Origin of the sequence: Flavonifractor sp. An10 (genome assembly GCF_002161215.1) — a bacterium.
GTDB lineage: Bacteria > Bacillota > Clostridia > Oscillospirales > Oscillospiraceae > Flavonifractor > Flavonifractor avistercoris.
This window is the reverse complement of record NZ_NFMB01000009.1, coordinates 92,213-119,181: the sequence shown is the minus strand read 5'-3', so window position 1 is coordinate 119,181 and position 26,969 is coordinate 92,213. Positions and strand designations below refer to the sequence as shown.

The following is a 26,969-nucleotide window of genomic DNA, read 5'->3' as shown; positions in this document are numbered from 1 at the left end:
GAGGTCTTTGTATGCAAGCGCGCGCAAGCGGCGTCCTGCTCCCCGTATTTTCCCTGCCGGGGCCCTACGGCGTCGGCACCTTCGGCACCCCCGCCCGGGAGTTTGTGGACTTTCTGGCGGCGGGGGGCCAGAAGTTCTGGCAGATTCTCCCCCTGGTGCCCCCCGGCGGGGGCAACTCCCCCTACATGTCCCCCTCCTCCTTCGCCGGCAACCCCCTCTTCCTGGATCTGGACGAGCTGGCGGAGGAGGGCCTGCTCACCGCGGAGGAGCTGGACTCCGCCCGGCGGGACAACCCCGACCGTGTGGACTATCCCTGGCTCCTGGAGACCCGGATCCCCCTGCTGCGGAAGGCCTGGGCGCGGGGCAGGGCCCGCTATGCCCGGGAGCTGGCGGAGTTCCTGGAGGCGGAGCGGAGCTGGCTGCCCGACTACGCCCTGTTCCTGGCCCTGCGGGACAGGTTCGACGGAAAGCCGCTGGCCGACTGGCCCGACGAGCTCCGGCTGCGGAAGCAGTCCGCCCTGGAAAAGGCCCGGGCGGAGCTGAAAGAGGCGTGCGATTTCCACGCCTTCCTCCAGCTGCTCTTCTTCCGCCAGTGGACGGCGGTGAAGGCCTACGCCAACGGGAAGGGCATCTCCATCATCGGGGATCTGCCCATCTACGTCTCCCCCGACAGCGCCGAGGTGTGGGCCCGGCCGGAGCTGTTCCAGCTCAAGGAGGACATGACCCCCGCCGGGGTGGCCGGGGTGCCCCCCGACGCCTTCTCCGACAAGGGCCAGCACTGGGGCAACCCCCTCTACGACTGGGACTACCACCGGAAGACCGGCTTTGCCTGGTGGCGCAGCCGGGCGGTTCACCTGGCCCGGCTGTACGACGTGGTGCGCATCGACCACTTCCGGGGCTTCCACACCTACTGGTGTATCCCCGACGGGGCGGAGGACGCCCGGGAGGGGCACTGGGAAAAGGGCCCCGGCATGGAGCTGGTGGAGGTGCTGCGCGCCGTCCCCGGGCTGGCGCTGATCGCCGAGGATCTGGGGGATCTGGACGAAAACGCCCTCCGCTTCATCGCGGAGAGCGGCCTGCCCGGCATGAAGGTACTGGTCTACGCCTTTGATCCCAACGGGGAGAGCGCCTATCTCCCCCACAACTGCCCCCGGGACGCGGTGATGTACACCGGCACCCACGATACCCCCACCTTTGTCCAGTGGCTGTTCTCCCTGGCCTCCCCCGCGGAGCGGGACTTCGCCTCGGACTACCTGCGCCTGCGGGAGGACGAGGGCTTCGGCTGGGGCGCGGTGTGCGGGGCCTGGATGTCCCCCTGCCGCCTGGCTATCGCCCCTCTGCAGGATCTGCTGGGCCTGGGGGCCGACGCCCGGGTCAATGCCCCCGGCACCTCCGGCGCCCTGAACTGGAGCTGGCGGGTGCGGCGGGAGGCCCTCAACCCCGACGTATCCGGCCGCCTGGCCCGGATCACCCGCACCTACCGCCGGTAACGCCCAAGAAAACGTGCCCGCCGCAGTTCTGCGGCGGGCACGTTTGTGCTTTGCTGGGCCTGTCTCAGGCGTTGACGGACTCCACCAGGGCGTCGGCCAGGGCGTCCAGCTCCACGGCCTTGTCGTCTCCCAGGGAGGAGGCCATGCTCAGGCGCTCGTTGAGCACCGTCATGTTCTTCATCTCCTCGTCGATGAACTTCTGCATCAGATCCCCGGACTTGCAGGCCCAGGAGCCGTTCTCGATGAGGGCGAAGGTGCGGTTCTGGAGGTTGAGGGCCTTCATATCCTCCAGGAAGCTCTTCATCACCGGATAGATGCCCAGGTTGTAGGTGACGGAGGCCAGCACGATGTGGCTGTACTTCCACGCCTCGGCGATCAGGTAGGACACGTGGGTGTTGGACACGTCGTACACCGCCACGTTGGTGACGCCCTTCTCGCACAGCCTGGCGGCCAGGGCCTGGGCGGCGGCCTCGGTGTTGCCGTACATGGAGGCGTAGGCGATCATGACGCCTTTCTCCTCCGGCTCATAGCGGCTCCACTTGTCGTACTTGTCGATGAAGTAGCCCAGATCCTTGCGCCACACGGGCCCGTGGAGGGGACAGATGTACTTGATCTGATCCAGGATGCCGGCGGCCTTGCCCAGCAGCAGCTGGATGTGGGGGCCGTACTTGCCCACGATGTTGGTGAGGTAGCGGCGGGCCTCGTCGATCCAGTCCCGGTCGAAGTTGACCTCGTCGGCGAAGAGCTTGCCGTCCAGCGCGATGAAGGAGCCGAAGGCGTCGGCGGAGAAGAGGGCGCCGTTGGTGGTGTCAAAGGTGACCATGGCCTCGGGCCAGTGTACCATGGGGGCGCCCACGAAGGCCACGGTGTGCCTGCCGAAGCAGTGGGTGTCCCCCTCGGCCACGATGCGGCACTCGTGCTCGTCGGGATGGAAGCCGAACTGCCGCATGAGCATGAAGGACTTCTCGGTGGAGATCACCTTCACTTTGGGGTAGCGGCGGAGGATCTGCTCCACGCTGGCGCCGTGGTCGGGCTCCATGTGGTTGACCACCAGCCAGTCCAGGGGCTTGTCGCCCAGCAGGTGATCCAGGTTCTCCTGGAGCTGCCGGTAGGCAGACCAGTCCACGGTGTCGAAGAGCACGGACTGCTCGTCCAGCAGCAGGTAGGCGTTGTAGCTGACCCCCTTGGGGATGGGGTGGATGTTCTCAAACAGGTGGAGCCGGTGGTCGTTGGCCCCCACCCAGTACAGATCGTCGGTTACCTTGCGCACGCAATACATAATCTTCCTCCTTATCTGTCATGCTTCGGCGGCTCCGCGACGGCACACTGCTTGCCGCTCCGCAAAAAATCCGCTTCGCCCTTCGGGCGTTCGCCTGTTTTTTCGTCTGCGCGGCGCGCTGTGTGCCTGCTCCGCACGCCATCTGCACTTCTGCTTGTCATGCTTCGGCGGCTCCGCGACGGCACACTGCTGCCGCTCCGCGAAAAATCCGCTTCGCCCTTCGGGCGTACGCCTGTTTTTTCGTCTGCGCGGTGCGCTGTGTGCCTGCTCCGCACGCCATCCGCACTTCTGCTTGTCATGCTTCGGCGGCTCCGCGACGGCACACTGCTTGCCGCTCCGCAAAAAATCCGCTTCGCCCTTCGGGCGTTCGCCTGTTTTTTCGTCTGCGCGGCGCGCTGTGTGCCTGCTCCGCACGCCATCTGCACTTCTGCTTGTCATGCTTCGGCGGCTCCGCGACGGCACACTGCTGCCGCTCCGCGAAAAATCCGCTTCGCCCTTCGGGCGTACGCCTGTTTTTTCGTCTGCGCGGTGCGCTGTGTGCCTGCTCCGCACGCCATCCGCACTTCTTTTAGGCCTCGATGAACTGATCCTTGCCCTCGGCGCACTCGGGGCAGACCCAGTCCTCGGGCAGCTTCTCAAACAGGGTGCCGGGGGCGATCTCCGCATCTTCGTCGCCTACCTCGGGGATGTACTCGTAGCCGCAGCCGCCGCAGACGTACCGCTTGCCGATGGGCTCGGGCTTGGGGGCGGGGGGCCGCTTCATCTTGACCATGGGAGGCGCGGGCAGCTTGTCGCCGGTGTCCAGGGCGGCGGCCAGCAGGGGCAGGATCTCGTTGACGTCGCCCACGATGCCGTAGTCACAGTTCTTGAAGATGGGGGCGTTGCCGTTCTTGTTGATGGCCACGATGGTGGAGGCGTCCTTGATGCCCTTCAGGTGCTGGGTGGCGCCGGAGATGCCGCAGGCGATGTACAGGTTGCCGGTGAACTTCTGGCCGGACATGCCCACATAGCGGCTCAGGGGGACGTACTTCAGGGTCTCAGCCACCGGGCGGGAGGAGCCCACGGCGGCGCCGGCGGCCTTGGCCAGATTCTCGATGAGCTTCATGTTCTTCTTGTCGCCGATGCCCTTGCCGGCGGAGACCACGCGCTCTGCCTGGTTGATGGGGGTGTCCATGGGGATGCCCACGGTGAAGTCGTGGCCGTCCTTCTTCAGGGCCTCCACCAGGGCGGCCACTTTGTCCTTGGACTCGCCGTCCCGGAAGATCTGGCGCTTGCGCACGCCGGTGATGGGGGCGGGCTTCTTGGCTACGGAGCGGCTGGAGCCCTCGCTGCCCTTGGAGATCTTGCCGATGAGGTGGGAGGCGATGACCACCCGCTGGATCTCGTTGGTGCCCTCGTAGATGGTGGTGATCTTGGCGTCGCGGTACATCCGCTCCACGTCCATGCCCTTGAGGAAGCCGGTGCCGCCGTAGATCTGCACCGCGTCGTTGGTGACCTCCAGGGCGATGTCGGAGGCGTACATCTTGGCCATGGCGGACTCCATGCCATAGGGGGCGTGGTGCTCCTTCAGCTCGGCGGCGGAGTAGATCAGGAACCGGGCGCAGCGCAGCTTGGTGGCCATGTCGGCCAGCTTGAAAGCCAGGGACTGCTGGGCGGCGATGGGCTTGCCGAACTGGACGCGCTCCTTGGAGTACTCCAGGGCGGACTCGTAGGCCCCCTGGGCGATGCCCAGGGCCTGGGCCGCGATGCCGATGCGGCCGCCGTCCAGGGTGGCCATGGCGATCTTGAAGCCCTCGCCCTCTTTGCCCAGCAGGTTCTCCTTGGGCACCTTCACATCGTTGAAGATCAGCTCGGCGGTGGAGGAGGAGCGGATGCCCATCTTGTCGTAGTGGTCGCCGAACTCGAAGCCCTTCCAGCCCTTCTCCACGATGAAGGCGGAGATGCCGCGGGTGCCGATGTCGGGGGTGGTGACGGCGAAGACCACGTAGGTGTCCGCCTTGGGGGCGTTGGTGATGAAGATCTTGCCGCCGTTGAGCAGGTAGTGGTCGCCCTTGTCCACGGCGGTGGTCTCGGTGCCGCCGGCGTCGGAGCCGGCGTTGGGCTCGGTCAGGCCGAAGGCGCCGATCTTCTCACCACGGGCCAGGGGCACCAGGTACTTCTGCTTCTGCTCCTCGGTGCCGAAGGCGAAGATGGGCCAGGAGCCCAGGGACACATGGGCAGAGAGAATGACGCCCGTGCCGCCGTCCACCCGGGACAGCTCCTCCACGGCGATGGCATAGCTGATGGCGTCCAGCCCCGCGCCGCCGTACTCCTTGGGATAGGGGATGCCCATCAGGCCCATCTCCCCCAGCTTCTTCACTGCTTCGGCAGGGAACTCGTTGGCCTGATCCAGAGAGAAGGCAATGGGCTTCACCTCTTCCTCGGCAAAGGCCCGGATCTTGGCGCGCAGCTCCTCATGCGCCTGGGTGGTCTGGAATAACATGTCGCGTCCTCCTTTTTATAAAGTGGATAAATTTTATCTATTTTCAGGGTAAAAGAAACGCTATGTTGGTTCCCGCAGGATCTCCGCCAGGGTGTGGGCTTTCAGCTCCCCATTCAGCTTTTCCTGAATGGCGGCCAGATGACAGTGGACGGTGCAGCCGCCGTGGGCCTCCCGCCAGGTACACCGGTGGCCCGGCACTGTGCAGCCGCTGAGCCGGCAGCTCTCCCCCATGGCCTCCATCAGGTCATAGAGGGAGGTCTTTTCCAGATCGGCCAGCAGGCGGCAGCCGCCGTCGGCCCCCCGGGTCACCTCCACAAGGCCCGCCTTGGACAGCTTCTTGAGGATCTTGTACGCAAAGGGCTGGGGCACCAGCTCCCGCTCCGCCGCCTCCGCCGCGGTGTGCCGCTCTCTGTCGCTGAGGGTGCGCAGCAGACGGATCGCGTAGTCGGTCTCCCGGGTGATCACCGGCGTCCTCCCTCCCTTCTGTACTGCTGAGTATAACATATCATTCTGGATAAACTTTGTCAAGTATGGTTTCCCAGTTTCGTCAACTTGCTGAAAATGGGCCGAAAAAGCCCCCCGCGCCCGAAGGGCGCGGGGGGCTGAAAGCCTTGTCTCAGAACAGATGCACGGTGGTGATCAGTCCGGAGAACACGATGGAGACAGTGGAGCACAGCTTGATGAGGATGTTCAGGGAGGGGCCGGAGGTGTCCTTGAAGGGGTCGCCCACGGTGTCGCCGATGACGGCGGCCTTGTGGCACTCGGAGCCCTTGCCGCCGTGGTGGCCGCCCTCGATGTACTTCTTGGCGTTGTCCCAGGCGCCGCCGGCGTTGGCCATGAACACGGCCACCACGAAGCCGGTGACGGTAACGCCGCCCAGCAGGCCCACCACGGCCTCCGCACCCAGGATCAGGCCGGTGACCACGGGAACCACGATGGCCAGCAGGGAGGGCACCACCATCTCATGCAGGGCGCCCTTGGTGCACAGATCCACACAGGAGGCGTAGTCGGGGTCGGCCTTGCCCTCCATGATCCCGGCGATCTCCTTGAACTGCCGGCGAACCTCCACCACAATGGACTGGGCGGCCCGCTGCACGCCGCTCATGGTCAGGGCGGCGAAGAGGAAGGTGAGCATGGCGCCCACAAACAGGCCCACCAGCACGGCGGGGTTGGTGATGGACAGATCCAGGGCGTCCACCTTGCCCTCCACCACGTCCACGTAGCTGACCAGCAGGGCCAGGGCGGTGAGGGCGGCGGAGCCGATGGCGAAGCCCTTGCCGGTGGCGGCGGTGGTGTTGCCCAGGGAGTCCAGGGCGTCGGTGCGGTTGCGCACCTCCTCGCCCAGGCCGCTCATCTCGGCGATGCCGCCGGCGTTGTCGGCCACGGGGCCGTAGGCGTCGGTGGCCAGGGTGATGCCCAGGGTGGACAGCATACCCACGGCGGCGATGCCGATGCCGTACAGGCCCTTGGAGAACAGGAGCTCATACTCGCCGGAGGCGGTGGACAGGGTGCCGCCGGCGGCCAGGAAGGAGACGATGATGGCGATGCCGATGATCACGATGGGGGCGGCGGTGGACTTCATGCCCAGGGAGATGCCGCCGATGATGGTGGTGGCGGCGCCGGTCTCGGTGGAGTCCGCCAGGGCCTGGGTGGGCTTATAGGTGTCGGAGGTGTAGTACTCGGTGAAGTAGCCGATGGCGCAGCCGGCCACCAGGCCCGCCAGAATGGCGATGTAGGGGCCCCAGGAGCCCATCAGGAAGTAGGTCACCGGGGCGCCGATGACGGCGGCCAGCACAGCGGCGGTATAGGTGCCCTTGCGCAGGGTGGCCAGCAGGGACTTCTGGGTGGCCTCCTCCCGGGTGCGGATCAGGAAGGTGCCGAACACGGAGCACACCACGCCCACCACGGAGATCACCAGGGGCAGCAGGATGGCGTTCCACTCCAGGCCCTCAGAGGCATAGGCGGTGGCGCCCAGGGCAAAGGTGGCCAGGATGGAGCCCACATAGGACTCGTACAGATCGGCGCCCATGCCGGCCACGTCGCCCACGTTGTCGCCCACGTTGTCGGCGATGGTGGCGGGGTTGCGGGGGTCATCCTCGGGGATGCCGGCCTCCACCTTGCCCACCAGGTCGGCGCCCACGTCGGCAGCCTTGGTGAAGATGCCGCCGCCCACGCGGCCGAACAGGGCCATGAAGGAGGCGCCCATGCCGAACATAACCATGGTCTGGGCGATCTGGGCCGCGCCGAAGCCGGCGATGTACTTGAGGATATGGAACCAGATGGACACGTCCAGCAAGCCCAGGCCCACTACGGTGAAGCCCATGACCGCGCCGGAGGAGAAGGCCACGCTCAGGCCCCGGTTCAGGCTCTCATGAGCGGCGTTGGCGGTGCGGGCATTGGCGGAGGTGGCGATCTTCATGCCCACGAAGCCCGCCAGGCCAGACCAGATGCCGCCGGTGAGGAAGGCAAAGGGGATAAACCAGTTGTCCAGCATGTCCAGCCATGCCAAAATCAACAAAATCACGAAGACGATAATAAAGATCTTTGCAACCGTCGTATACTGGCGCTTAAGGTATGCGTTGGCGCCCTTTCGAATCGACGAAGCTAGCTTTTGCATCAGCTCCGTGCCCTCAGAGAACTTTAATACCTTCTTTGCCTGCGTTAAGGCGAAGATTAGTGCTATCAGAGCACCCGCAAATCCCAGCCAAAACAAGTTTTCCATTGACTTACCCCACTCCTTTGTTTTGGAAACCCCTTGCACCGCAAGGCTTTTCCGGTATAAGAGACAATAGTATATTACTCCAATACGGGGGCATTTGGCAAGTATATCTTAAAAAAGAAAGCGTCAAATCCGATGGATTTGACGCTTTCCACAAAAACGAATCAGCGGTTCAGGATTTCTTCCATGCAGTTCCACTAAAGAGCACAAGGACGGGAATGATTTCCAGTCTGCCCAGGATCATGCACATGGACAGCACGATCTTGGAGAAGCCGGAGAATGCGGAGAAGTTGCCCATGGGGCCTACCATCTCCAGGCCGGGGCCCACGTTGCCGATGCAGGTGACCACGGCGGTAAAGGTGGTGCCAAAGGAGAAGTTGTCCACCGAGACCAGGAGAATGGCCGCCAGGGTGATGAACATATAGGCGGCGAAAAAGATCATGGTGGAGCGGAGATCCTTTTCGTCCACCACCCGTCCGTCCAGCTTGACCACGTTGACCGACCGGGGGTGGATGATCTGCCGGATCTCCCGGCGGATGGCCCGCAGGAGCAGCAGCACCCGGGAGCACTTGATGGCGCCGCCGGTGGAGCCGGCGCAGGCGCCGATGAACATGAGCAGCACCAGGATCGTCTTGGAGAACTCCGGCCACAGGTTAAAGTCCGTGCTGGCGAAGCCGGTGGTGGAGATGATGGAGGCCACCTGGAAGGCGGCGTGGCGGACGCTGTCCCCGGCCGTGCCCACCATGCTGTAAATATTGAAGGAGATCAGCACGGTACTGGCCGCCACCACAATCAGGAAGAACTTCAGCTCGTCGCTGCGCAGGGCCTGGCGGATCTTGCCGCAGAGGATCAGGAAGTACACCGAGAAGTTCACGGAGAAGAGCAGCATGAACACGGTGCAGGCGATCTCGATGGCGGGGCTGCCGTAGGCGGCGATGGAGATGTTCTTGATGGCGAAGCCGCCGGTGCCGGCGATGGCGAAGGAGTTGACCACGCTGTCAAACCAGGGCATGCCCACCAGGCAGAGCACAAAGATCTCCACGATGGTCATGCCGCAGTAGATGCCGTAGAGGATCTTGGAGGACTGGCTGGCCTTGGGCACCAGCTTGCTGACGATGGGGCCGGGGCTCTCCGCCTTCATCAGGTGGAGGGTGCGCCCGCCCAGGCTGGGCATCAGGGCGATGGTGAGCACCAGCACCCCCATGCCGCCCAAGAAGTGCATGAAGGAGCGCCAGAAGAGGATGCCATGGGGCAGGGATTCCACCTCGGTCAGGATGGAGGAGCCGGTGGTGGTGAAGCCGGACACCGCCTCAAAAAAGCAGTCTATGTAGGAGGCAAACTGCCCGCAGAAGTAGAAGGGCAGGGCCCCGCATGCCCCCACCAGCAGCCAGATCAGGGCCACGGCGAAGAAGCCCTCCCGGGGGAAGAAGTGGTCGTCGCTGCGGATCAGCGAGAGCAGCAGCCCCACGCCCCCGGTGATGGCGATGGCAAGCAGGAAGGGCACGGGGTTCTCCCGGTAGATCAGGCAGACCAGCAGGGGGAGCAGCATGGTCATGGACAGCACCATCAGGGTCTTGCCCGTGACGCGGAATACCAGTCGGAAGTTCATTGGACGCCTCCCAGATCCAGCAGGGCATCGTCATAGATATCGTTGATGTCCAGGATGCCATGGCTGCGGGAGACGATGATCACGGTGTCGCCGGCGGAGATCACGGCGGAGCCGTCGGGGATGATGATGCGTCCGTTGTGAACCAGCACCGCGATCAGGATCCCCTTCTTCAGCTTCAGCTCCTTCAGGGGCACTCCCTGATAGCGGGTGGTCTCGTTGGCTACAAACTCCATGGCCTCCGCGTGGCCGTCGGCGATCTTGTACAGGGCGTTCATCACGCTGCCCTTGGAGTTCTGCATGCCGCGCACCACCTGGAGGATCTGGCCGGCGGTGATCAGCTTGGGGGAGATCACGCTGTCCAGCCCGGCGGCGTGGGCGATGCCGGCATAGTTCTGCCGGTTGGACTTGGCCACCACTTTGGCAATACCCTGCTGCATGGCGTAGAGGGAGATGATGAGGTTATCCTCATCCCGGTCGGTGAGGGCCACAAAGGCGTCGGCGGCGGCCACGTTCTCCTCCTCCAGCAGCTGCTGGTCGGTGCCGTCCCCGCACAGGATGGTGGCGTGGGGCAGGGCCTCGCTGAGCACCCGGCACCGCTCCTCACTCCGCTCCACGATCTTCACCCGCACGCCCAGACGATCCAGGATGGCGGCCAGGTAGTAGGCGATGCGCCCGCCGCCCACCAGGAAGACGTTGCGGCTCTTGGGGGTGTGGCGGCCCAGCAGGCGGAAGAAGGCGGTCAGGCCGGTGGGCTGGCCGATGAGGTAGAGCCGGTCGCCCACCCGGGGCACGAAGGAGCCGTCGGGGATCACCACGTCCTCCCCTTCCCGCTCCACCGCGCAGAAGAGCATGGGCAGCTCCTGGATCTGGCTGCTCTGGGCCGACAGGGGCTTGCCCACCAGGAAGTCCTCCTCCCGGACGCGGAAGCTGATGAGCTCCACCCTGCCCCGGCAGAAGGTCTCCAGATTGGAGGCCGGGGGGAAACGGAGCAGGCGGGAGATCTCCACCGCCGCGGCATTCTCCGGATTGATCACCAGATCAATACCCAGGGAATCCTTGAGCAGGGAGAGCTCCTTGGCGTACTCCACGTTGCGCACCCGGGCGATGGTGTACTTGGCGCCCAGCCTCTTCGCGGCCAGGGAGCAGACCATGTTGATCTCATCCATGCTGGTCGCGGCGATCACCACGTCCGCGCTCCCCGCCTCCGCCTCCCGCAGGGCGGACAGGGACGCACCATTGCCCTTGACGCACAGAACGTCCAGGGCCTCAGAGGCCCGGCGGAGGGCGTCGTCGTTGGTATCAATGACCGTGACGTCGTGCTCCTCCTGGGAGAGGTGCTCCGCCAGGGCAAAGCCGACCTTGCCATCTCCCACGATGATGATTTTCAAACCTGTTTCATTCCTTTCAAACAATCCCAATTCAATCCAGCACACACGCTGTAAAGCCCATCTTAGCGCAAACTGTACCGATATGCAAGAGCGGAATGAAATTTTGTTTCTATTCTCCTATTCGGCCCTGTCAAATCCCGCTTTCGCCGGCTGTTCTGCGGCCCGGCCGCCACTCCGGCAGGCCGGAGTTTCCTGAACCAGAGCCAGGTTCATCCGCTGTTTCTAGCCGGACTGGCTGGAGTCAAAGCACGTGGGTTTTGTTTGAAAATTGGCGATGTACCCGACAGGCAAAGAACTCGTGGCCGCTGGCAAACCATTTTCCGCAGATATCCTGGCTGGTTTCAAGAAAAATTGTACCGACCAGGGGGCTAAAGGCCCGCTGACTGGGCATGCTGACATTTTTCAAGCAAGACCTGCGAAATGGTACATATTTGTACCACTTGAAGAGAAAACATGGGGCCTGAAAAGCTCCATGTACCAGTTTTGTACAAGATGAAATAAAAAGAGAGGGAACAGGTCTCCCCATTCCCTCTCAAAAAGTGCTTGTTTCTGCGGTTTTGATTAGCCGAAGTAGCGCTTCAGCAGGCCCTCGAAAGCCTTGCCGTGGCGGGCCTCGTCGCGGGCCATCTCGTGAACAGTGTCGTGGATGGCGTCCAGGTTGAGCTCCTTGGCCTTCTTGGCCAGCTCGAACTTGCCTGCGGTGGCGCCGTTCTCGGCGTCGACGCGCATCTCCAGGTTCTTCTTGGTGGAGTCGGTCAGCACCTCGCCCAGCAGCTCGGCGAACTTGGCGGCGTGCTCGGCCTCCTCATAGGCGGCCTTCTCCCAGTACAGGCCGATCTCGGGATAGCCCTCGCGGTGAGCCACCCGGGACATGGCCAGATACATGCCGACCTCGGAGCACTCGCCCTGGAAGTTCTCACGCAGGCCCTGGATGATCTCCTCGGGAGCGCCCTTGGCCACGCCCACCACGTGCTCGGCAGCCCAGGTGCGGTCGCCGCCCTGGAGGACGAACTTCTCCTTGGGGGCCTTGCAGATGGGGCAGAAGTCGGGGGCGGCGTCACCCTCATGCACGTAACCACAGACGGAGCAAACCCACTTTTTCATGTTTCATTACCTCCTAAACATATTTACCATTTGTTTACTTTGATCTCATTGTGTAGAGAAATAGTAATCAGTAATAATTATTATTTCTGATAATAAGATAGCACAACTTAACTTCTTCGTCAAGCCCTTTTTGAAATTTTGGGAGGAAATTTTTCAGAGGGATCCGCCTGACGGGCCCCGTAGCAGACCGTCCAGCTCCTCGCGGGTAAACAGGGCGTTGAGCACCTCCAGCATGGCGTTGGGGGACAGGTGTTCGGGCAGCCCCAGCCGCTGGAGCAGGGCCCGCCGCTTTTCCGCCGCCCCGGGGCCGCCGGACAGGCCCAGAGCGACAAAATCCGCCTTGGTGATAGGACGTCCGGCCGGGGCGGCCCGCTCCCCCTCCTCGTCCAGGAAGGTGGCCCCCGCCCGTCGGAGGGCGGCCTCCAGCACCTCCGGCCGCATGCCCTCCACGCCCAGCTTGCCCTCCTTGCCGCCCTGGCGCTTGCGGCGCTCCTTGCCGTAGATGTCGGGCACATAGGCGTGCTTCACCCGATCCGGAGGCAGGCTGCCCCTCAGGTGGCTGCGGATCACAAAGCCCGCCCCGTCCGGATCGGTGAGGACGATCAGCCCCCGCTTTTCCGCCAGGCGGCGCAGCAGGGCCAGCCGCTCCTTATCCTTAAAGATACCGAAGCCGGAGGTCTCAATAATGACGGTGTCCACCAGCTGGGAGAGGGTGTTTTTGTCGTAGCGGCCCTCCACCACAATGGCCTCCCGGATGCGCAGCATGTCAGCGCCAGCCCAGGCAGGCGTAGCCGGCGTACCAGCCGCCCCCCAGGTACTCGGTGTAGAGGGCGCCGGGCCGGGCGCTCCCCCGCCAGGGCTGTCCGTGGATGCCCAGCTGGGCCAGCGGGACGCTGGACAGCCAGGCGGCCCCCCGCTCTCCCCGGAGCGTGAGCACCGCGGCGCCGTTCTCCAGGCGGACGGACTCCAGCTCCACCCCGTCCAGAGGCACCGGCCCCAGGGCGTCGGCGGCCAGCTCCCCGGCCTCGGCGGCGGCGCACAGCGCGGCCAGCTCGTCCCTGCGCACCGCCAGCAGGCGCTTGGCCTCCCGGCGCAGATGCTCCACCGCCCGGCGGCGGCTGCCAGCCGCCCAGTACCAGCCCGCGGCCCCCACGGCCGCCGCGGCGGCCACTCCCATCCAGGTCTTGTTCTTCATATTCAGGCTCCTTTCTTGACGGCCAGCTCCATGAGCAGGCCGATGAGCAGTTCCTCGCCGTCCGCCCCGGTGGACTTCATGGCCAGATCCGTCTCCCCGCAGCGCACCACCGCCCGGCGGCACCAGGGCAGGGAGAAGCGCCGGGCGGACTGCATCAGCCGCTCCGCCGGATAGGAGGAGCGCATCCCCCACAGCTCCATCAGGTATTTTGTCCCCTTCTTGTGCTCGATGGCCAGCCGGGCAGTGTAGAGCTGCCGCAGCTGCTTGCCCAGCACGGCCAGCAGCTTGATGGGGGCCTCCTGCATGTGGAGGAGATCCCCCAGCACCGAGGCCGCCTGGTCAAAGTTGCCGGCGGCGATGGCGTCGGTCATCTGGAACACCACCGCGTCCAGCTGAGGAGTGGCCACGGCGTCGATGTCCTGCCGGGTCACCCGGTGGTGCCTGGCATAGGCCCCGATCTTGCCGATCTCGGAGATCAGGTTGTTCATCAGGTCGCCGCACAGGAAGATCAGATACTTGGCGTCCTCGGTGCCGATGTCGTGATCCAGGGCCCGGAAGCGGCGGGAAATCCAGTCGATCAAGTCACCCTGGCCCTGGCGGTTGAAGGGCACCACGCTCCCCTTCTCCTTCAGCAGGGCGGCCAGCCTGGTACGGGCGTCTGATTTATATTCCAGCAGGTCGTAGACAAACACCAGGCACACGTAGTCGGGCAGATCCTTCAGCACCGCCGCCAGGGCGTCCTTGTCCCCCTTGAAGATGTCGTAGTCGCTGACCACGATCATGGTGCGCTGGCTCATCATGGGCAGGCAGTCCACCATCTGGGCCAGGGTCTTCACGTCGAACTCCTTCCCGTTCATGGTGTGGAGGTTGAACTCCTCCATGCCGGCGGGCAGGAGCTTTTTCTTCATCTGCCCCAGGTAGAAATCCCGGAGGTAGGCCTCCTCCCCGTGGAACACGTAGAGGGTGCCGATGGTTCCCTCCTTAATATCCTTCTTCAATTTCTGATAGGCAGTGTTGTCCGCTTTTCCTTTGGGCGGCATGAAATCCCTCGTTTCTATGGTTGGGCGGTGACGGTGACCGTCCCCGACCAGTCGGTGCGGTAGATGTCGCACCCGGCGGCGGCCAGGCGCTCCAGGGTCTCGGGGGCCGGGTGGCCGTAGGTGTTGTAGCCGGTGGAGATCACCGCCGTCTCCGGCCGTGTCTCCAGCAGCAGCTCCTCCGAGGTGGAGTACTTGGAGCCGTGGTGGCCCGCCACCAGCAGCTCGATGTCGGGCAGGTTCCCGTACTTCACCAGCCGGTGCTCCACCGCGCTGTTCATGTCCCCGGTAATCAGGGCGTCGAAGTCCCCGGCGGTGCAGAGGATGGACAAGCCCTCCTCATTGCCCCCGCCGGTGCCCAGGGGGCCGTAGATTGTCAAGGCGGCCTCCCCCAGCTCCACGCCGGTGTTCTCGCTGACAAACAGGGTCTCCACGCCCCGCTCCGCGGCCAGCGCGGTGATCTCCGCCCGCAGATGGTCATCCTCCTCCACGTCGGGGAGGATCAGCAGGCCCACGTCCAGGCGGTTGAGCAGCTCCGGCACCCCGCCGGCGTGATCCTCATGGTAGTGGGTGAGCACCACCAGATCAATGCGCCGCAGGCCCAGATCCTGAAAGTAGTCGGCGGCCACGTCGCCGGGATCGTCGGAGCCGGTGCCGCCGCAGTCCACCAGGGCGGTGCGGCCGCCGGAGGCGAGGGCCACCGACAGGCCCTGCCCCACGTCCAGCACCGACACGGTGAGGGCGCCGCCGGTGCGGGCGGCGGCGCTGAATACCAGGGCCCCGCACAGGGCCGCGCTCCCCAGCCCCACGGGCACCAGAGGCCGCTTTTTCTCTCCCCGCCAGAGCAGGTAGAGCAGCAGCAGGCCGTACACCAGCAGCAGCCACAGCCTGAGATAGACCGACTGGGTGGACACCGAGGCGAAGGGCAGGCGGGCCAGGGCCGCCGTCACGGTCTGGACAAACCATACCGCCAGGGACACGGGCCAGGCCAGCACCCCGGCCAGGGCCGGGAGGGCCAGCCCCGCCAGCGACACCGCCAGCCCGCCCAGAAAGGCCAGGGAGAAGGCCCACAGGGTGAGCAGGTTGGCCAGGGGCGCGATGAGGGACACCGAGTGGAAATACACCGCCGTCAGGGGCGTGGTGAACACAATGGCCCCCAGGGTTGTGGACAGGCTGGCAGACACGAACTCCCCTGCCAGTTTGCCCAGCCGGGGCCAGAAGCCCTTGGGCTCGCTTGGGAGCAGGGCCCGGAGCCTGTCGTTCAGCCCACCGGTGAACAGGTAGATCCCCGCCACGGCGGCGAAGGAGAGCTGGAGGGACACGCTGGCCGCCGCGTAGGGGTTGGCCGCCAGCAGGAGCATCAGGATGGTAAAGAGGGAGGTGGCACGGTCGTCCTCCCGCCCCACCAGGGGCGCCAGCAGCAGCATGGACTGCATGAAGGCCGCCCGCAGCACCGCCGGAGTGTTCCCCACCGCGGCGGCGAAGAAGAACATAAGGGCGATGCTGATCACGGCGGTGCGCCGCCTCCACGCCCCCAGCAGGGCGGCCAGGCACCCCGCCAGAAAGGACACGTGAAGGCCGGACACCGAGATGACGTGGGACAGGCCGGTACGCCGGAGGGCGGCGTACTCGCCCCCGTCCATACCTGAGTCCTCGCCGGTGATCAGGGCGGTGATCAGAGGCGCGGCCCAGTCGGGGAAGGCCCGGGCCACGCTGTCCTCCAGGGCCCTGGCCGCATAGGCCGGCCACGTCCACCAGGGCGGACGGGCCGGACGGGATACCTCCGCCTCCCCCTCGCCGTAGGCCACCAGCAGGATGCCCTTGGCGTAGTAGTAGTCGGTGTGCTCCCCGGCGATGGTGTCCGCCAGGCGCAGCTCCGCCGGAACGGTCAGCCGGTCACCGGGCCGCAGCCCGGGGGACGGATCGTCCAGGTACAGCCGGGTGGAGATGGGCAGGCCCTTCTCCGGGCGGAGATACACCAGCACCGAGCTGCCGTAGGCGGTCTCCCGGGGCCAGTCCGCCGCCGTGGCGGAGATGGTGCCCTCCGTCCCCGCCAGGGCTTGGGCCGGGGCGTGGGTCAGCTGGCCATAGGTGCCCGTCCACATCAGCCCCGCCGCCAGACCCAGGCAGGCCAGCATCATCCGCCGGCGGTGGTCACCTTGGAGCAGCCGCCCCAGCAGGGCCGCCAGGGCACACGCCGCCCCTGCCGGGAGCAGAAGCCCCTCCGGCAGCAGGTATACCGCCAGGAAGACCGCCGCCGAGAAGGCGCCGGCAAACCATGCCAGCTTACGCACGGGGCGGCCTCGGGTCGTCAGTCCGGCCCAGGATATAGTCCGTGCTGGTGTGGTAGAGCTCCGCCAGCTTGAGCAGGGCCCACACCGGGATCTCCCGGATACCCTTCTCGTAGCGGCGGTAGACCTCCAGATTCATATTCAGGTGGGCCGCCACCGCCCGCTGGGTCAGATCGCTGTCTACTCTGAGATCCGCAATACGGCGAAAATACATACTATCACCTGAAAACATTGTCGTTGGGCCGCGCTGTGGAATGGCACCATGCCATTCGGTGTTATTTTATCAGACTGATACCCCTATTGCAAGCCGAAGTGGGGGCGCGGTATCAAATGGCTCTGGCAATTTCGTGCGGGCTGGTGTATACTACGGATCGGGAATGATTTCCCTTGACCTTCCACCCGGTGGAAGGTGTATGGTAAGCATAAGCCGAGGTGATTTGCGTGAAGATAAACGAGGTAGAGCAGCTGGTTGGAATTTCAAAGCGGAATATCCGCTTCTATGAAAAGGAGGGACTGCTCTCCCCCGGTCGGAACGCAGACAACGGCTACCGGGATTATGGTGAGGAGGATGTGGAGACCCTGCGCAAGATCAAGCTGCTGCGCAAGCTGGACGTGCCCCTGGAGGAGATCCGGCGGATGCAGCAGGGAGAACTTACCCTCGCCGACGGCCTGCTGCGCCACGTCATCCAGCTGGAGCGGGCCCAGAAAAACCTGGGAACCATGCGCTCTCTCTGCCAGGAGCTGGCCCGAACAGACGAACAGCTCCCCAACCTGGACGCCGGCCGCTGGCTGGCAGAGATGGAGCGTATGGAGCAGGAGGAGGGAACCCAATTCGTGAACATTCGGAAGAAGGATACCAGAAAACGGTATGTGGGGCCGGTGGTGGCCGCGGCGGTGTTTGTGGGCCTCATGGCCGGCATCATCGGGCTGATTCTGTGGGCCATCTCCCTGGATCCCGCGGACGCGCTGCCGCTGTGGCTGCTGCTGATTCTCATCGCCGTCCCCTCCGCTGTGATCGTGGGTGTCCTGCTGGCCCTCTGGCAGCGGCTCAAGCAAATTCAAGGAGGAGAAGAGGATGCTGCTTCTAAATATTGAATATATCCCCGGCAAGCGGATCGAGGCCCTGGGCATGGTCAAGGGCAGCGTGGTGCAGTGCAAGAACTTCGGCAAGGACTTCATGGCCGGCATGAAGACCCTGGTGGGCGGCGAGATCGAGGGCTATACCGAGATGCTCAATGAGGCCCGGCAGATCGCCACCAAGCGCATGGTGGACGAGGCCATCGCCATGGAGGCCGACGCGGTGATCGCCATCCGCTATGCCTCCGCCTCCATCATGCAGTCCGCCGCCGAGATCTGCGCCTACGGCACCGCCGTCCGGGTCATCGGAGAGGCATAGCGTCAACATTGACAAAGCGGCTGGGAATACTTCCCAGCCGCTTGCAGCCTGTCGAAAACGTCTTTTCGACAGGCTGCCAAACTTTTTGAAACTTCAAAAAGTTTCAAAAAGTTGTTTGATCCAACGCGAAAGGGAACCCTGACGGTTCCCTTTCACACTATCCTTCCCTCCGAGTCCTTTGGCAGGAGGGTTTATCGACAGTCTCAAAGCGGCTGGGAAAACTTCCCAGCCGCTTGCTCTTTCTATCTATTTCTATTCCCCGGATACCAGGTCACCCACGCCCTGGAATGCGTGGCTGTCCGCCGTGATGACAAACGCCGTTTCCCCGGGCTCGTCGGCGGCACCGCCGTCACCCGGCCGCCCGCCGGGCGCCATGCCCTCCGGCGGCTGGCCGCCTCCACCTCCACCGGGCGCATCCATTGTGCCGGTACCGGTATACTGCTGCTGCACGCCGTCCACCCACAGGGTGTAGGTGCTGTCCCAGGCCAGCTCCGGCACGGAGAGGATGGCGCTGGAGAAATCCCGTGGGGCGGTAAAGGACACCACCGCAGTTCCCTCGCTGTCCCGGAGCTCCACCTCGCTGCCTTCGGGCACAGTGGTGCGGAAGGTGAGCTCTATCAGGGCCTGGGCGGAGTCCGCCGCGGCGCTGTCGTTGCGGCTGCCCAGGGCGATCACCGTGCCGCCGTTGAGGTAGATGCCGCTGTCCGAGTCGATGCCGCCCTCCCCCGCCTGGGGATTGGCTGTGGTGAGCACCGTGCCGCCGTTCACCACCAGATAGCCGTTGGAGTCGATGCCGTCCCCCTCGGCCCCCAGGCCGCCGGTGATGGTAATGGTGCCGCCGTTGATGGTGGTGACGCTCACCCCGTCCTCATTGGTGTTGATGCCGTCGTTCTCTGCGGTGATGTTGATGACGCCGCCGTTGATGGTCAGATGGAGCTCGGAGTCCAGCCCCTCGTTGTCCGCCGTGAGGTTGAGCACGCCGGTGCCCGCCGTCTCCCCGTCCACGTTCATGGACATCTTGGAGTAGAAGGCCCCGTCGTACTTGTGGAGCTTGTCGGTGGTACCCTCCTTGTAGATCCGCGCCACATAGGAGCCGGTGATGTTGTTCACCGAGCCGTCGGCCAGCACCACGTTGGCCCCCGCCGCCGAGGTATCCACCGCGGGGGAGGCGTCCTCCCCGTCGCCGGAGGCGCACTCATACACGTTGTAGAAGATCACCGCCGGGGCCACGGTGCAGGTGATGTCCGCCCCATCCAGAATCAGGGTGACCACCGCCTCCGGATCCTCCTCAGCGCCCTCGCCCAGATCCACCGCCAACTGGCCCAGGCTCAGGGTGCCGGAGACGCGATAGGTGCCCGGCTGCGTGATGGTCACCACCGTATGGGCCGCCGCCTCTTCGGCGGTGTGGGCATCCTCCTCGGTGCCCTCGCCGTAGGTCTCGTCCCGGCCGTCCTCGTAGTAGACGATGTTCGCCCCCACGTAGACCGCCGCGTCCGCGCTGTCGGGGGCAGCCTGGCCGTCCACCTCCACCCCGCTGTCGGAGAGGACAATGGACGTCTCGTCCGCCGCCGGGGCAACGGTCTCCGGTGTTCCACCGCCGCCGGCGCAGGCGGTGAGCAGGGCCAGGCACATCAGCGCCGAACCCAGCCGCCATGCTTTTCCATCTGTCATCTGCTTCACTTCCTTTTTTGAACTCCCGGTTATTTTATCTGCGGAACATGAACCGGCCGTGAACGGCCTGTAAACCTACCGTGAACCGTTTGCCTGCGGGAGAGGCGGCCCCGTTCAAAAAAGTGACAAATAGCTACAATTTGGCTTACACCCTTGCGCCCGCCCCCGTTTTGTCGTAGAATTGGGTTACATAACAATTATGCCCAAGGAGGCATTTCCCGATGAAACGAAAGCGCCGCACCCGCCTGCTGTCCCTGTTCCTGGGCCTGTCCCTGGCCCTCTCCCCCGCCGTCCGGGCCCTGACCCCGGAGCAGGCCGGAGATCTGCTGGATGTCTACTATATTGACGACGTGCCGGAGGAGGTACTGGAGCAGTCCACCATCTCCGGCATGCTGGAGGCCCTGGGCGACCCCTATACCCAGTATTTCACCCCGGAGGAGTACGCCCTGTTCAGCAGCTCCCTGTCGGACACCGAGCTGGTGGGCATCGGCATCTCCTCCCTGATTACCGGGGAGGGCCTGCTGATTCAGCGGGTATATGAGGACACGCCTGCCGCCTCCGGCGGCCTCCAGGCGGGGGATCTGATCACCGCCGTGGACGGAACCGATATCGCCGGGCAGGACGGGGACACCATGACCGGCCTGCTGCAGGGTGAGCCGGGCACCCAGGTCGCCGTCACCTACCTGCGGGACGGCGAGAGCACCACCGTCAGCCTCACCCGGGCGGCCATCACCATCCCCACCGCCTACACCGAGCTGTGGGACGGCCACATCGGCTACATCGACTGTGACACCTTCGGCGGCGAGACGGTGGAGCACTTCACCGACGGCCTGGAGACTTACGGGGATCAGGCCGACCGGTGGATTGTGGATCTCCGGGGCAACGGCGGCGGCGTGGTGGACGCGGCCATCGGGGCGGTGAGCACCTTCTCCGGCTCCGGCCTGCTGGCCTATCTGAAGGACAGCGACGGCTCCTACGGGGCCTTCGGCAGCAACGACGAGGCCCTTACCACCGCCCCGGTGATTGTGCTGGCCGACGAGAATACCGCCAGCGCATCCGAGCTCTTCGCCTCCGACGTCCGGGACACCGGCGTCGGCATTGTCATCGGCTCCCGCTCCTTCGGCAAAGGGGTGGCCCAGATCGTCCTGGACGAGAACTCCCTGCCCGGCTATTTTGACGACGGGGACGCCATGAAGATCACCACCTACCGCTTCTACGCCCCCGGCGGCGGCACCACCGACACGGTGGGCGTGATCCCCCACCTGCTGGTGGATCCGGATCTGGCCGACGAGGTGGCCGTCCTCCTCTGCTCCCCCGCGCCGGAGGGCTCCACCGAGGGCTACCTGCGCCTGGATTTCAACCGGGTCTGGTATATCTCCCTGGAGCAGGCCTCCAGCCCGGAGTATCAGGCCGCCTTTACCGCCCTGCTGGAGGCCCTGCCCGTGGGGGTCACCCTCCAGAGCGGCACCGGCGGCAGCTGGGCCGACGTCGAGCCCGCGGCTGTGGCGGGGGACTGCGGCCTCACCGGCTATCAGAGCCGGGGCTTCTCCGACACGGCGGATTCCCCCTATGCCGCCCTCATTGACCGGCTGGCCGCCTACGGCATTGTATCCGGCTCCGGCGACGGCACCTACAACCCGGAGGGCAGCCTTACCCGGGCGGAGCTGTGCGCCCTGCTGGCCAAGGCTCTCAACTGCCGGGTGCCCACCGGCGAGAGCCGCTTTACCGACGTGTCCATGGACGACTGGTACGGCATGTGCGTCAACGCCGTGGCCGCCCTGGGCCTGGTGGAGGGCGTGGGCGGCGGCCGCTTCAACCCTGACGGCACCGTTACCCAGCAGGAGCTCATCACCATCGCCGCCCGTCTGGGCCAGCGGCTGGGGATGAGGCTGGAGCTGGCCGCCCGGGATATCCCCGACGGCGCGGCGGACGGGGCCGCCTACCAGTCCTATGCCTCCTGGGCCAGGGAGTCCGTGTGGCTCCTGGCCGAGAGCCAGACCGGCCTGCTGGGCAACACCATCAGCCTGCTGTGGGCGCCTCTGGAGGATATCGACCCCGGCGCCCCCGCCACCCGCGCGGAGGCCGCCGCCTTAACCTGCTCTCTGCTTACCTATCTGGGTATTCTTCCTTCTTAAAATGGGGAAGGCCCCCGGAACCAGTTTGAATCGGTTCCGGGGGCCTTCCCTATTTTCCCGGGGAATTCGGGCGGAGGCCGCCCGGATTCCCCCAGCAGCTTGTCGTCCGCCTCGCCGCTTCTCCAAAAGCCTCGCAGAGTTCACAGCTTTTTCAAAAAAGTGGCTAAAGCCACTTTTTTGAGCCACTAGGGCTTGTTTGAAAAATCAGGAGACTTGTTCTAAATCAACAGAATTGCAATGGCGGCAAGGTAAACGAAGGCCAAGAAGGAGGCGTCCAGCTTGACGTAACTGGCGGCAATTCTGCGAAACCACTTGATTTTCTGGAAGAAGCACTCGACCAAATGTCTCTCCTTATACAGATACCAGTCTGCCGGCCAAGGATTAGACACATTGCTTTGTGGCGGGATCACGTAATTGGCCCCATGCTTTGAGATGTATTCCCGAATGGATTGAGCACCATAAGCCCGGTCTGCCAGCACGTTGCTTCCGCAGAGTTCAACGTTTTCCAGCAGTTCTATGGCATGAACACAATCGTTATCATTTCCAGCTGAGAGAAGGAACTCCACTGGGTTGCCCAGCCCGTCTACAATGGCATGGAGCTTTGTGTTCAGACCACCTCTGGTACGACCAACTGCCTTATCCTCCGTTTTTTCCCCGCCAATGGCGCTTTCGTGTACCTTGATGCAGGTGGAATCTATGCTTAGATTTTCCATATCCGCATCCTCAGACAATGCGCGAAACACGGTTTCCAGTGTGCCATCATCCCGCCATTTGGCAAATCGGGCATACACGGACTGCCAGGGGCCGTAGGCCTCCGGCAGTTCCCGCCATTGGGCACCGCTTCCGGCAATCCAGAGCATCCCGTTCAGCATCGTCCGGTTGTCCTTACGGGGGCGGCCACGCTTCCCTGTCTCTTCCGGCGGCAGAAGAGGTTTGACACGTTTCCGTTGTTCTGTTGTTAATTCATACCGTTTCATACCTCTAGCTTCGCATTTCTGCTCCTTTTGTGCAGCTTTTATTTTTCAAACAAGCCCTAGTCAGGACATTGAGGAAAATCCTGTCTATGTACGTCAAGGGGGTGACTACAGGAGATATTGAGGCTCACATCCAGGACATCTATGGCATTTCTGTTCCAGATAGTATCATCAGCTGGATTACCGACAAGATTCTGCCCATCGTCAAAAATTGCCGGCAGCGGCCCCTGGAATCCATCTACATTGTGGTTTTTCTGGACGCCATCCATTTTCACGTCCGCAGCGAAGGGCAGATTGTGAAGAAAGCAGTATACATTGCCATTGGTGTCAATCTGGATGGCCGGAAAGATATCCTGGGCATGTGAGTTAAGGTGACCAAGGCTAAGTCCGTTTTCCCCACCGATGACAGCCTGCAAAAGATGCTGTACCTGCCCATGATGGGCATTACGAAAAGATGGACCGGGCGGCGGCAGAACTGGAGCCGAATTCACGCCCAGATGGCGATCTATTTTGCCGAGCGCATGTCTGAGTAACACCGCCGGAGCCAGATGTCAGGGCGAGATGAACGGCTCCGCCCGCTCTTGATATCCGGCACCACCGGCGTTATGTTGTTGAAAAGGCAACAACCGGATCCCCCGGCTACCGCCCTGAATAAATTTCCGCTCTATTCCCACCTCACATGGAATTTGCACAGGATTTTTGGATTGGCCCCACATTCCTTGGCGTTCTTGAAGTTCTTCTGATCAATCCTAATGAGCAGGCCGTATTCCTCATAGTCGCTGTTGCAGCTCCCCGGCGGCCCGGGGCCATGCCCCCAGTAAACCAGCCATTTCCGCTCCAGCGTAGAGCTCCACCATCTTTGCGCCATTGGCTCAGTCCCGCCGCGCAAAGCGCTTCAGCAGCGCCGCCGGGTCGGCACAGGTCATCAGGCCGCTCATGACGCATACTCCTCTGGCACCGGTCGCCCGCACGGACGGGAAGTTCTCCGGGGTGATGCCCCCGATGGCCCACACCGGGAGATCCACGGCGCGGCATACCGCCCGGAGGAAGTCCAGTCCCCTGGGGGCCAGGCCCTTCTTGCAGTCGGTGGCAAACACGTGGCCCGCAGTGATGTAGGTACACCCCAGCTTCTCCGCTTCCCGGGCGTCCTCCACGCTGTGGCAGGATGTCCCCAGAACCCGGAAAGCCCCCCGCCGCTCCGGCGGGAGGGCGCGCAGCAGGGGCAGCGGCAGGTGAATGGCCCGCTCCCCCAGCGCCTCCGCAATCTCCGGGAAGCTGTGGAGGATGCAGGGCACCCCCCTGGCCCGGCAGAGGGCCAGCGCCCGCTCCGCCAGGGCGCGGTAGTCCTCCGGGGGCAGATCCTTCTCCCGCAGGATCACCCCGGCGGGGCCGGCGGCGGCAATTCGCTCCAGCCGGGTGAGGAAGTCCTCCCGGCACAGGCTCCGGCTGGTCACACACAGAATATCAGACATACAGGTAGTCGTTCAGCACGGGCTGAAGGCCCTCGGCGGACATGTCATCATACATCCTGGCAAAGCTGCGGCCGTCGTTGATCTCAAACTGCTCGTCCCCCTCGGCCCCGCCGCTCTCCTGGCCGGTATACTTGCTCTCGTGGTCGCCGATGCCGGTGGACACGCCGGCGGACACCTTGGTGGCGGCGATCTTCACGATGCCATTGCGGAACTCCGCGCTCTCCCGGGAGGAGACGGTGATGCCCGCGAAGGGCAGGAAGATCCGGTAGGCGCACAGCACCTGGCAGAGCTGCCGCTCGTGGACATCCCGTGGGTTGATCCTGTCGTTGTTGATGATGGGCCGCAGCCGGGGACAGGACAGGGACATCTCCGCGTGGGGGTACTTGCGCTGGAGGTAGTAGACGTGCAGGCCGGTGGCCAGGGCGTCCTTGCGGAAGTCCGCCAGCCCCAGCAGGGCCGAGAAGCCCACGCCCCGCATGCCGCCCATCAAAGCCCGCTCCTGGGCCTCAAACCGGTAGGGCCACACCCGCTTGTGGCCCATCAGGTGGAGGGTCTCATATTTGTCCGGGTCATAGGTCTCCTGAAACACGGTGACGTAGTCGGCCCCGCACGCCCGCAGGTAGCGGTACTCGTCGCTGTTGACCGGATAGATCTCCAGCCCCACCATGCGGAAGTACTTCCGGGCCAGCTTGCAGGCCTCGCCGATGTACTCCACCCCGCTCATGGACCGGCTCTCGCCGGTGAGGAGGAGCACCTCCTCCATGCCGGAGTCGGCGATCACCCGCATCTCGTGCTCGATCTGCTCTGCGTTCAGCTTCATGCGCTTGATGTGGTTGTAGCAGTTGAAGCCGCAGTAGATGCAGTAGTTCTCGCAGTAGTTGGCGATGTACAGGGGGGTGAAGAGGTAGACCGTATTGCCGAAGTGCTTCCGGGTCTCCAGCCGGGCCCGCTGGGCCATCCGCTCCAGATAGGGCTCCGCCGCCGGCGAGAGCAAAGCCTTGAAGTCCTCGATGGAGCAGGTCTCGTGGGCCAGGGCCGCCTCCACGTCCCGGGCGGTGTACTGGTCCGGCTCGTAGGCGCCCATCTGGGCCATGACCTTGTCCATCACGTCGGACTGGATGCGCTCCATGCCGGGCAGGTAGGCCATGTGGTCCGTGCGGCTGGCGGGGTCGGTCTCCAGTTGGTGCTTGCGGGAGAGCGCCTCGGGGCTCAGGTATTCGGAGTCCACAAAGAACTGATTTTCCATGTTCCGCGCCCCCTCTCAGTCCCGGAGAAAGCCGGTCAGGGGGTCGGAGGCGGCGGCGCCCCGCACCAGCACCCGGCCCAGGCCGGAGAGATAGGCCTGCCGTCCCGCCTCAATGGCCTTCCGGAACGCGGAGGCCATCAGGGGCAGATCCCCCGCGGTGGCCAGGGCTGTGTTGGCCATAATGGCCGCCGCTCCCATCTCCATGGCCTCGCAGGCCTGGGAGGGCCGGCCGATGCCCGCGTCCACGATGATGGGCAGGTCGATCTCGTCGATGAGGATCTGGATGAACTCCCGGGTGGCCAGCCCCTTGTTGGAGCCAATGGGGGACGCCAGGGGCATCACCGCCGCCGCGCCCGCGTTCACCAGATCCCGGGCCGTGTTCAGATCCGGATACATGTAGGGCATGACCACAAAGCCCTCCTTCGCCAGCGTCTCCGTGGCCCGGATGGTCTCCTGGTTGTCCGGAAGGAGATACTTGGAGTCCCGCATGATCTCGATCTTCACAAAATCGCCGCAGCCCAGCTCCCGGGCCAGCCGGGCGATGCGCACCGCCTCCTCGGCGTTCCGGGCGCCGGAGGTGTTGGGCAGCAGGGTGACGCCCTGGGGGATGTAGTCCAGAATGTTCTCGTGCTCCCTGGTGTTGGCCCGGCGGACCGCCAGGGTGATGAGCTCCGCCCCCGCATCCCGGACGGCGGCCTCGATGAGCTTCAGGGAGTACTTCCCTGAGCCCAGAATGAAGCGGGATGTGAAGGTGTGCCCGCCAATCACCAGGGGATCGCTGTTGTGCTGTACTGTCTGCATGGATATCTCCTCCCATTTGGTGTGTATGTTCTGTTTCTCTGCGTTACGGTTCCGTCTCTCCGGCCAGGAGCCGGAGGATCATGTGAGCCTGGTGGGCGGCGCACACCGCCACCCGGGCGGACATTAGCCCCAGCCCGTCGGACACGTCCGACGCGCCGTCGCCGCACAGATACAGACGGCCGAAGGCCCGCCTGGTGCGTATGGTGTTGGCGCTGCCCAGCCCCGCCATGCCGGAGGCGGCGACCAGGGGCTTGTCCGGAAAATGCTCCAGCACGCCGGAGACCAGCATGGCCTTGGCCTCCGGCCGGTCGAAGGCCTCGCATACGATGCCGTCCTTCTCCAGCAGCGCAGGCAGATTTTCCTCCGTCACCCGGACGGTGTCTGTCAGGATCTCGCAGTAAGGGGCAATCTTCCATAAAGTCTCCGCCAGGGCCTGGGTCTTGTACTGCCCCAGCTGCTCCACCGTATACTGCTGGCGGTTCAGGTTTGTCAAATCCACCCGGTCAAAGTCGATCAGGTGCAGGCGGCCCACCCCGGCCCGTGCCAGGGCGATGGCCACGTTGGAGCCCAGGCCCCCCAGGCCGCAGACCGCCACCCGGCCCGCGTCAAACCGGGCCTGCAGCTCCGCGCCGTGCCGCTCCTGAAGGGCCCGGTGCATCTCCTCCCGTGTGGGAATCATG

At 64.3% G+C, this 26,969-nt stretch carries 24 protein-coding genes; 6 read left to right on the top strand and 18 right to left on the bottom strand.

Annotation, left to right across the window (positions count from 1 at the left end; translation table 11 throughout):
- Window positions 1-11: 11 nt before the first annotated feature.
- Complete coding sequence (gene malQ / locus B5E42_RS15730) at window positions 12-1,490, top strand: 4-alpha-glucanotransferase (protein WP_087241368.1); 1,479 nt, start codon at window positions 12-14, stop codon at window positions 1,488-1,490.
- A 64-nt stretch (window positions 1,491-1,554) separates the two neighbouring features.
- Here malQ and B5E42_RS15725 read toward each other — a convergent pair whose 3' ends face one another.
- The 12 genes from B5E42_RS15725 to B5E42_RS15670 form a co-directional block, all read right to left on the bottom strand.
- Complete coding sequence (locus B5E42_RS15725) at window positions 1,555-2,769, bottom strand: FprA family A-type flavoprotein (protein WP_087241366.1); 1,215 nt, start codon at window positions 2,767-2,769, stop codon at window positions 1,555-1,557.
- Between the two features lie 568 nt (window positions 2,770-3,337).
- Window positions 3,338-5,251, bottom strand: coding sequence for an acyl-CoA dehydrogenase family protein (locus B5E42_RS15720; RefSeq protein WP_087241364.1), 1,914 nt, complete (start codon window positions 5,249-5,251; stop codon window positions 3,338-3,340).
- 60 nt (window positions 5,252-5,311) lie between these two features.
- Entirely contained in the window at window positions 5,312-5,716 is a 405-nt protein-coding gene (locus tag B5E42_RS15715; protein WP_087241362.1) for an Rrf2 family transcriptional regulator, read from the bottom strand.
- 151 nt (window positions 5,717-5,867) lie between these two features.
- Window positions 5,868-7,973 carry a sodium-translocating pyrophosphatase gene (locus B5E42_RS15710; protein WP_087241360.1) on the bottom strand — a complete coding sequence of 702 codons (2,106 nt, stop codon included), beginning with the start codon at window positions 7,971-7,973 and terminating at the stop codon, window positions 5,868-5,870.
- Between the two features lie 169 nt (window positions 7,974-8,142).
- Entirely contained in the window at window positions 8,143-9,579 is a 1,437-nt protein-coding gene (locus B5E42_RS15705; protein ID WP_087241358.1) for a TrkH family potassium uptake protein, read from the bottom strand.
- Complete coding sequence (trkA, locus tag B5E42_RS15700; RefSeq protein WP_087241356.1) at window positions 9,576-10,967, bottom strand: Trk system potassium transporter TrkA; 1,392 nt, start codon at window positions 10,965-10,967, stop codon at window positions 9,576-9,578. The genes B5E42_RS15705 and trkA overlap by 4 nt, the downstream gene beginning before the upstream one ends.
- A 561-nt stretch (window positions 10,968-11,528) precedes the next feature.
- Window positions 11,529-12,071: an NADH peroxidase gene (locus tag B5E42_RS15695; RefSeq protein ID WP_087241354.1), complete on the bottom strand. Its 543-nt coding sequence runs from the start codon at window positions 12,069-12,071 to the stop codon at window positions 11,529-11,531.
- A 153-nt stretch (window positions 12,072-12,224) separates the two neighbouring features.
- The gene (locus B5E42_RS15690) at window positions 12,225-12,836 is read right to left on the bottom strand and encodes a DUF4093 domain-containing protein (protein ID WP_087241352.1); all 612 of its coding nucleotides are present in this window, start codon (window positions 12,834-12,836) and stop codon (window positions 12,225-12,227) included.
- 1 nt (window position 12,837) lies between these two features.
- A complete protein-coding gene (locus B5E42_RS15685; RefSeq protein ID WP_087241350.1) occupies window positions 12,838-13,266 on the bottom strand; it encodes a toxin-antitoxin system antitoxin subunit in 429 nt (142 codons plus the stop codon).
- A gap of 2 nt (window positions 13,267-13,268) precedes the next feature.
- On the bottom strand, window positions 13,269-14,306 hold the full coding sequence (gene holA / locus B5E42_RS15680; protein ID WP_087241348.1) for a DNA polymerase III subunit delta: 1,038 nt from the start codon (window positions 14,304-14,306) through the stop codon (window positions 13,269-13,271).
- Window positions 14,307-14,320: 14 nt separating this feature from the next.
- Window positions 14,321-16,597 carry a DNA internalization-related competence protein ComEC/Rec2 gene (locus tag B5E42_RS15675; RefSeq protein ID WP_087241346.1) on the bottom strand — a complete coding sequence of 759 codons (2,277 nt, stop codon included), beginning with the start codon at window positions 16,595-16,597 and terminating at the stop codon, window positions 14,321-14,323.
- Window positions 16,590-16,808 carry a helix-turn-helix transcriptional regulator gene (locus tag B5E42_RS15670; protein WP_087241344.1) on the bottom strand — a complete coding sequence of 73 codons (219 nt, stop codon included), beginning with the start codon at window positions 16,806-16,808 and terminating at the stop codon, window positions 16,590-16,592. The genes B5E42_RS15675 and B5E42_RS15670 overlap by 8 nt, the downstream gene beginning before the upstream one ends.
- A 227-nt stretch (window positions 16,809-17,035) precedes the next feature.
- Between B5E42_RS15670 and B5E42_RS15665 the strand changes: the two genes are divergently transcribed.
- Both B5E42_RS15665 and B5E42_RS15660 read left to right on the top strand, forming a co-directional pair.
- The gene (locus B5E42_RS15665; protein WP_087241342.1) at window positions 17,036-17,689 is read left to right on the top strand and encodes a MerR family transcriptional regulator; all 654 of its coding nucleotides are present in this window, start codon (window positions 17,036-17,038) and stop codon (window positions 17,687-17,689) included.
- Complete coding sequence (locus B5E42_RS15660) at window positions 17,670-17,990, top strand: YbjQ family protein (protein WP_087241340.1); 321 nt, start codon at window positions 17,670-17,672, stop codon at window positions 17,988-17,990. Before B5E42_RS15665 ends, B5E42_RS15660 begins: the two co-directional genes overlap by 20 nt.
- 252 nt (window positions 17,991-18,242) lie before the next feature.
- Here the strand turns inward: B5E42_RS15660 and B5E42_RS15655 are convergent, their stop codons facing one another.
- Window positions 18,243-19,661, bottom strand: a complete 1,419-nt coding sequence (locus B5E42_RS15655; RefSeq protein ID WP_087241338.1) for a carbohydrate-binding domain-containing protein — start codon at window positions 19,659-19,661, stop codon at window positions 18,243-18,245.
- 221 nt (window positions 19,662-19,882) lie between these two features.
- On the opposite strand from B5E42_RS15655, the gene B5E42_RS15650 reads away from it, so the two are divergent.
- On the top strand, window positions 19,883-21,796 hold the full coding sequence (locus tag B5E42_RS15650) for a S41 family peptidase (protein ID WP_087241336.1): 1,914 nt from the start codon (window positions 19,883-19,885) through the stop codon (window positions 21,794-21,796).
- A 218-nt stretch (window positions 21,797-22,014) separates the two neighbouring features.
- Here B5E42_RS15650 and B5E42_RS15645 read toward each other — a convergent pair whose 3' ends face one another.
- The gene (locus B5E42_RS15645; RefSeq protein ID WP_087241334.1) at window positions 22,015-22,773 is read right to left on the bottom strand and encodes an IS5 family transposase; all 759 of its coding nucleotides are present in this window, start codon (window positions 22,771-22,773) and stop codon (window positions 22,015-22,017) included.
- A gap of 86 nt (window positions 22,774-22,859) precedes the next feature.
- On the opposite strand from B5E42_RS15645, the gene B5E42_RS20070 reads away from it, so the two are divergent.
- Both B5E42_RS20070 and B5E42_RS20065 read left to right on the top strand, forming a co-directional pair.
- Window positions 22,860-23,135: a transposase gene (locus tag B5E42_RS20070; RefSeq protein WP_343214203.1), complete on the top strand. Its 276-nt coding sequence runs from the start codon at window positions 22,860-22,862 to the stop codon at window positions 23,133-23,135.
- Between the two features lie 6 nt (window positions 23,136-23,141).
- A complete protein-coding gene (locus B5E42_RS20065) occupies window positions 23,142-23,303 on the top strand; it encodes a hypothetical protein (protein WP_343214202.1) in 162 nt (53 codons plus the stop codon).
- 339 nt (window positions 23,304-23,642) lie between these two features.
- On the opposite strand, the gene B5E42_RS15635 is transcribed toward B5E42_RS20065, so the two are convergent.
- The 4 genes from B5E42_RS15635 to thiF are packed head-to-tail and all read right to left on the bottom strand — an operon-like array spanning window position 23,643 to window position 26,968.
- Window positions 23,643-24,242, bottom strand: a complete 600-nt coding sequence (locus B5E42_RS15635; protein WP_087241332.1) for a thiamine phosphate synthase — start codon at window positions 24,240-24,242, stop codon at window positions 23,643-23,645.
- Entirely contained in the window at window positions 24,235-25,488 is a 1,254-nt protein-coding gene (gene thiH, locus B5E42_RS15630; RefSeq protein WP_087241329.1) for a 2-iminoacetate synthase ThiH, read from the bottom strand. The genes B5E42_RS15635 and thiH overlap by 8 nt, the downstream gene beginning before the upstream one ends.
- Window positions 25,489-25,503: 15 nt before the next feature.
- Window positions 25,504-26,289, bottom strand: a complete 786-nt coding sequence (locus B5E42_RS15625) for a thiazole synthase (RefSeq protein ID WP_009261111.1) — start codon at window positions 26,287-26,289, stop codon at window positions 25,504-25,506.
- 43 nt (window positions 26,290-26,332) lie between these two features.
- A complete protein-coding gene (gene thiF, locus B5E42_RS15620) occupies window positions 26,333-26,968 on the bottom strand; it encodes a sulfur carrier protein ThiS adenylyltransferase ThiF (RefSeq protein ID WP_087241327.1) in 636 nt (211 codons plus the stop codon).
- Window position 26,969 lies beyond the last annotated feature (1 nt).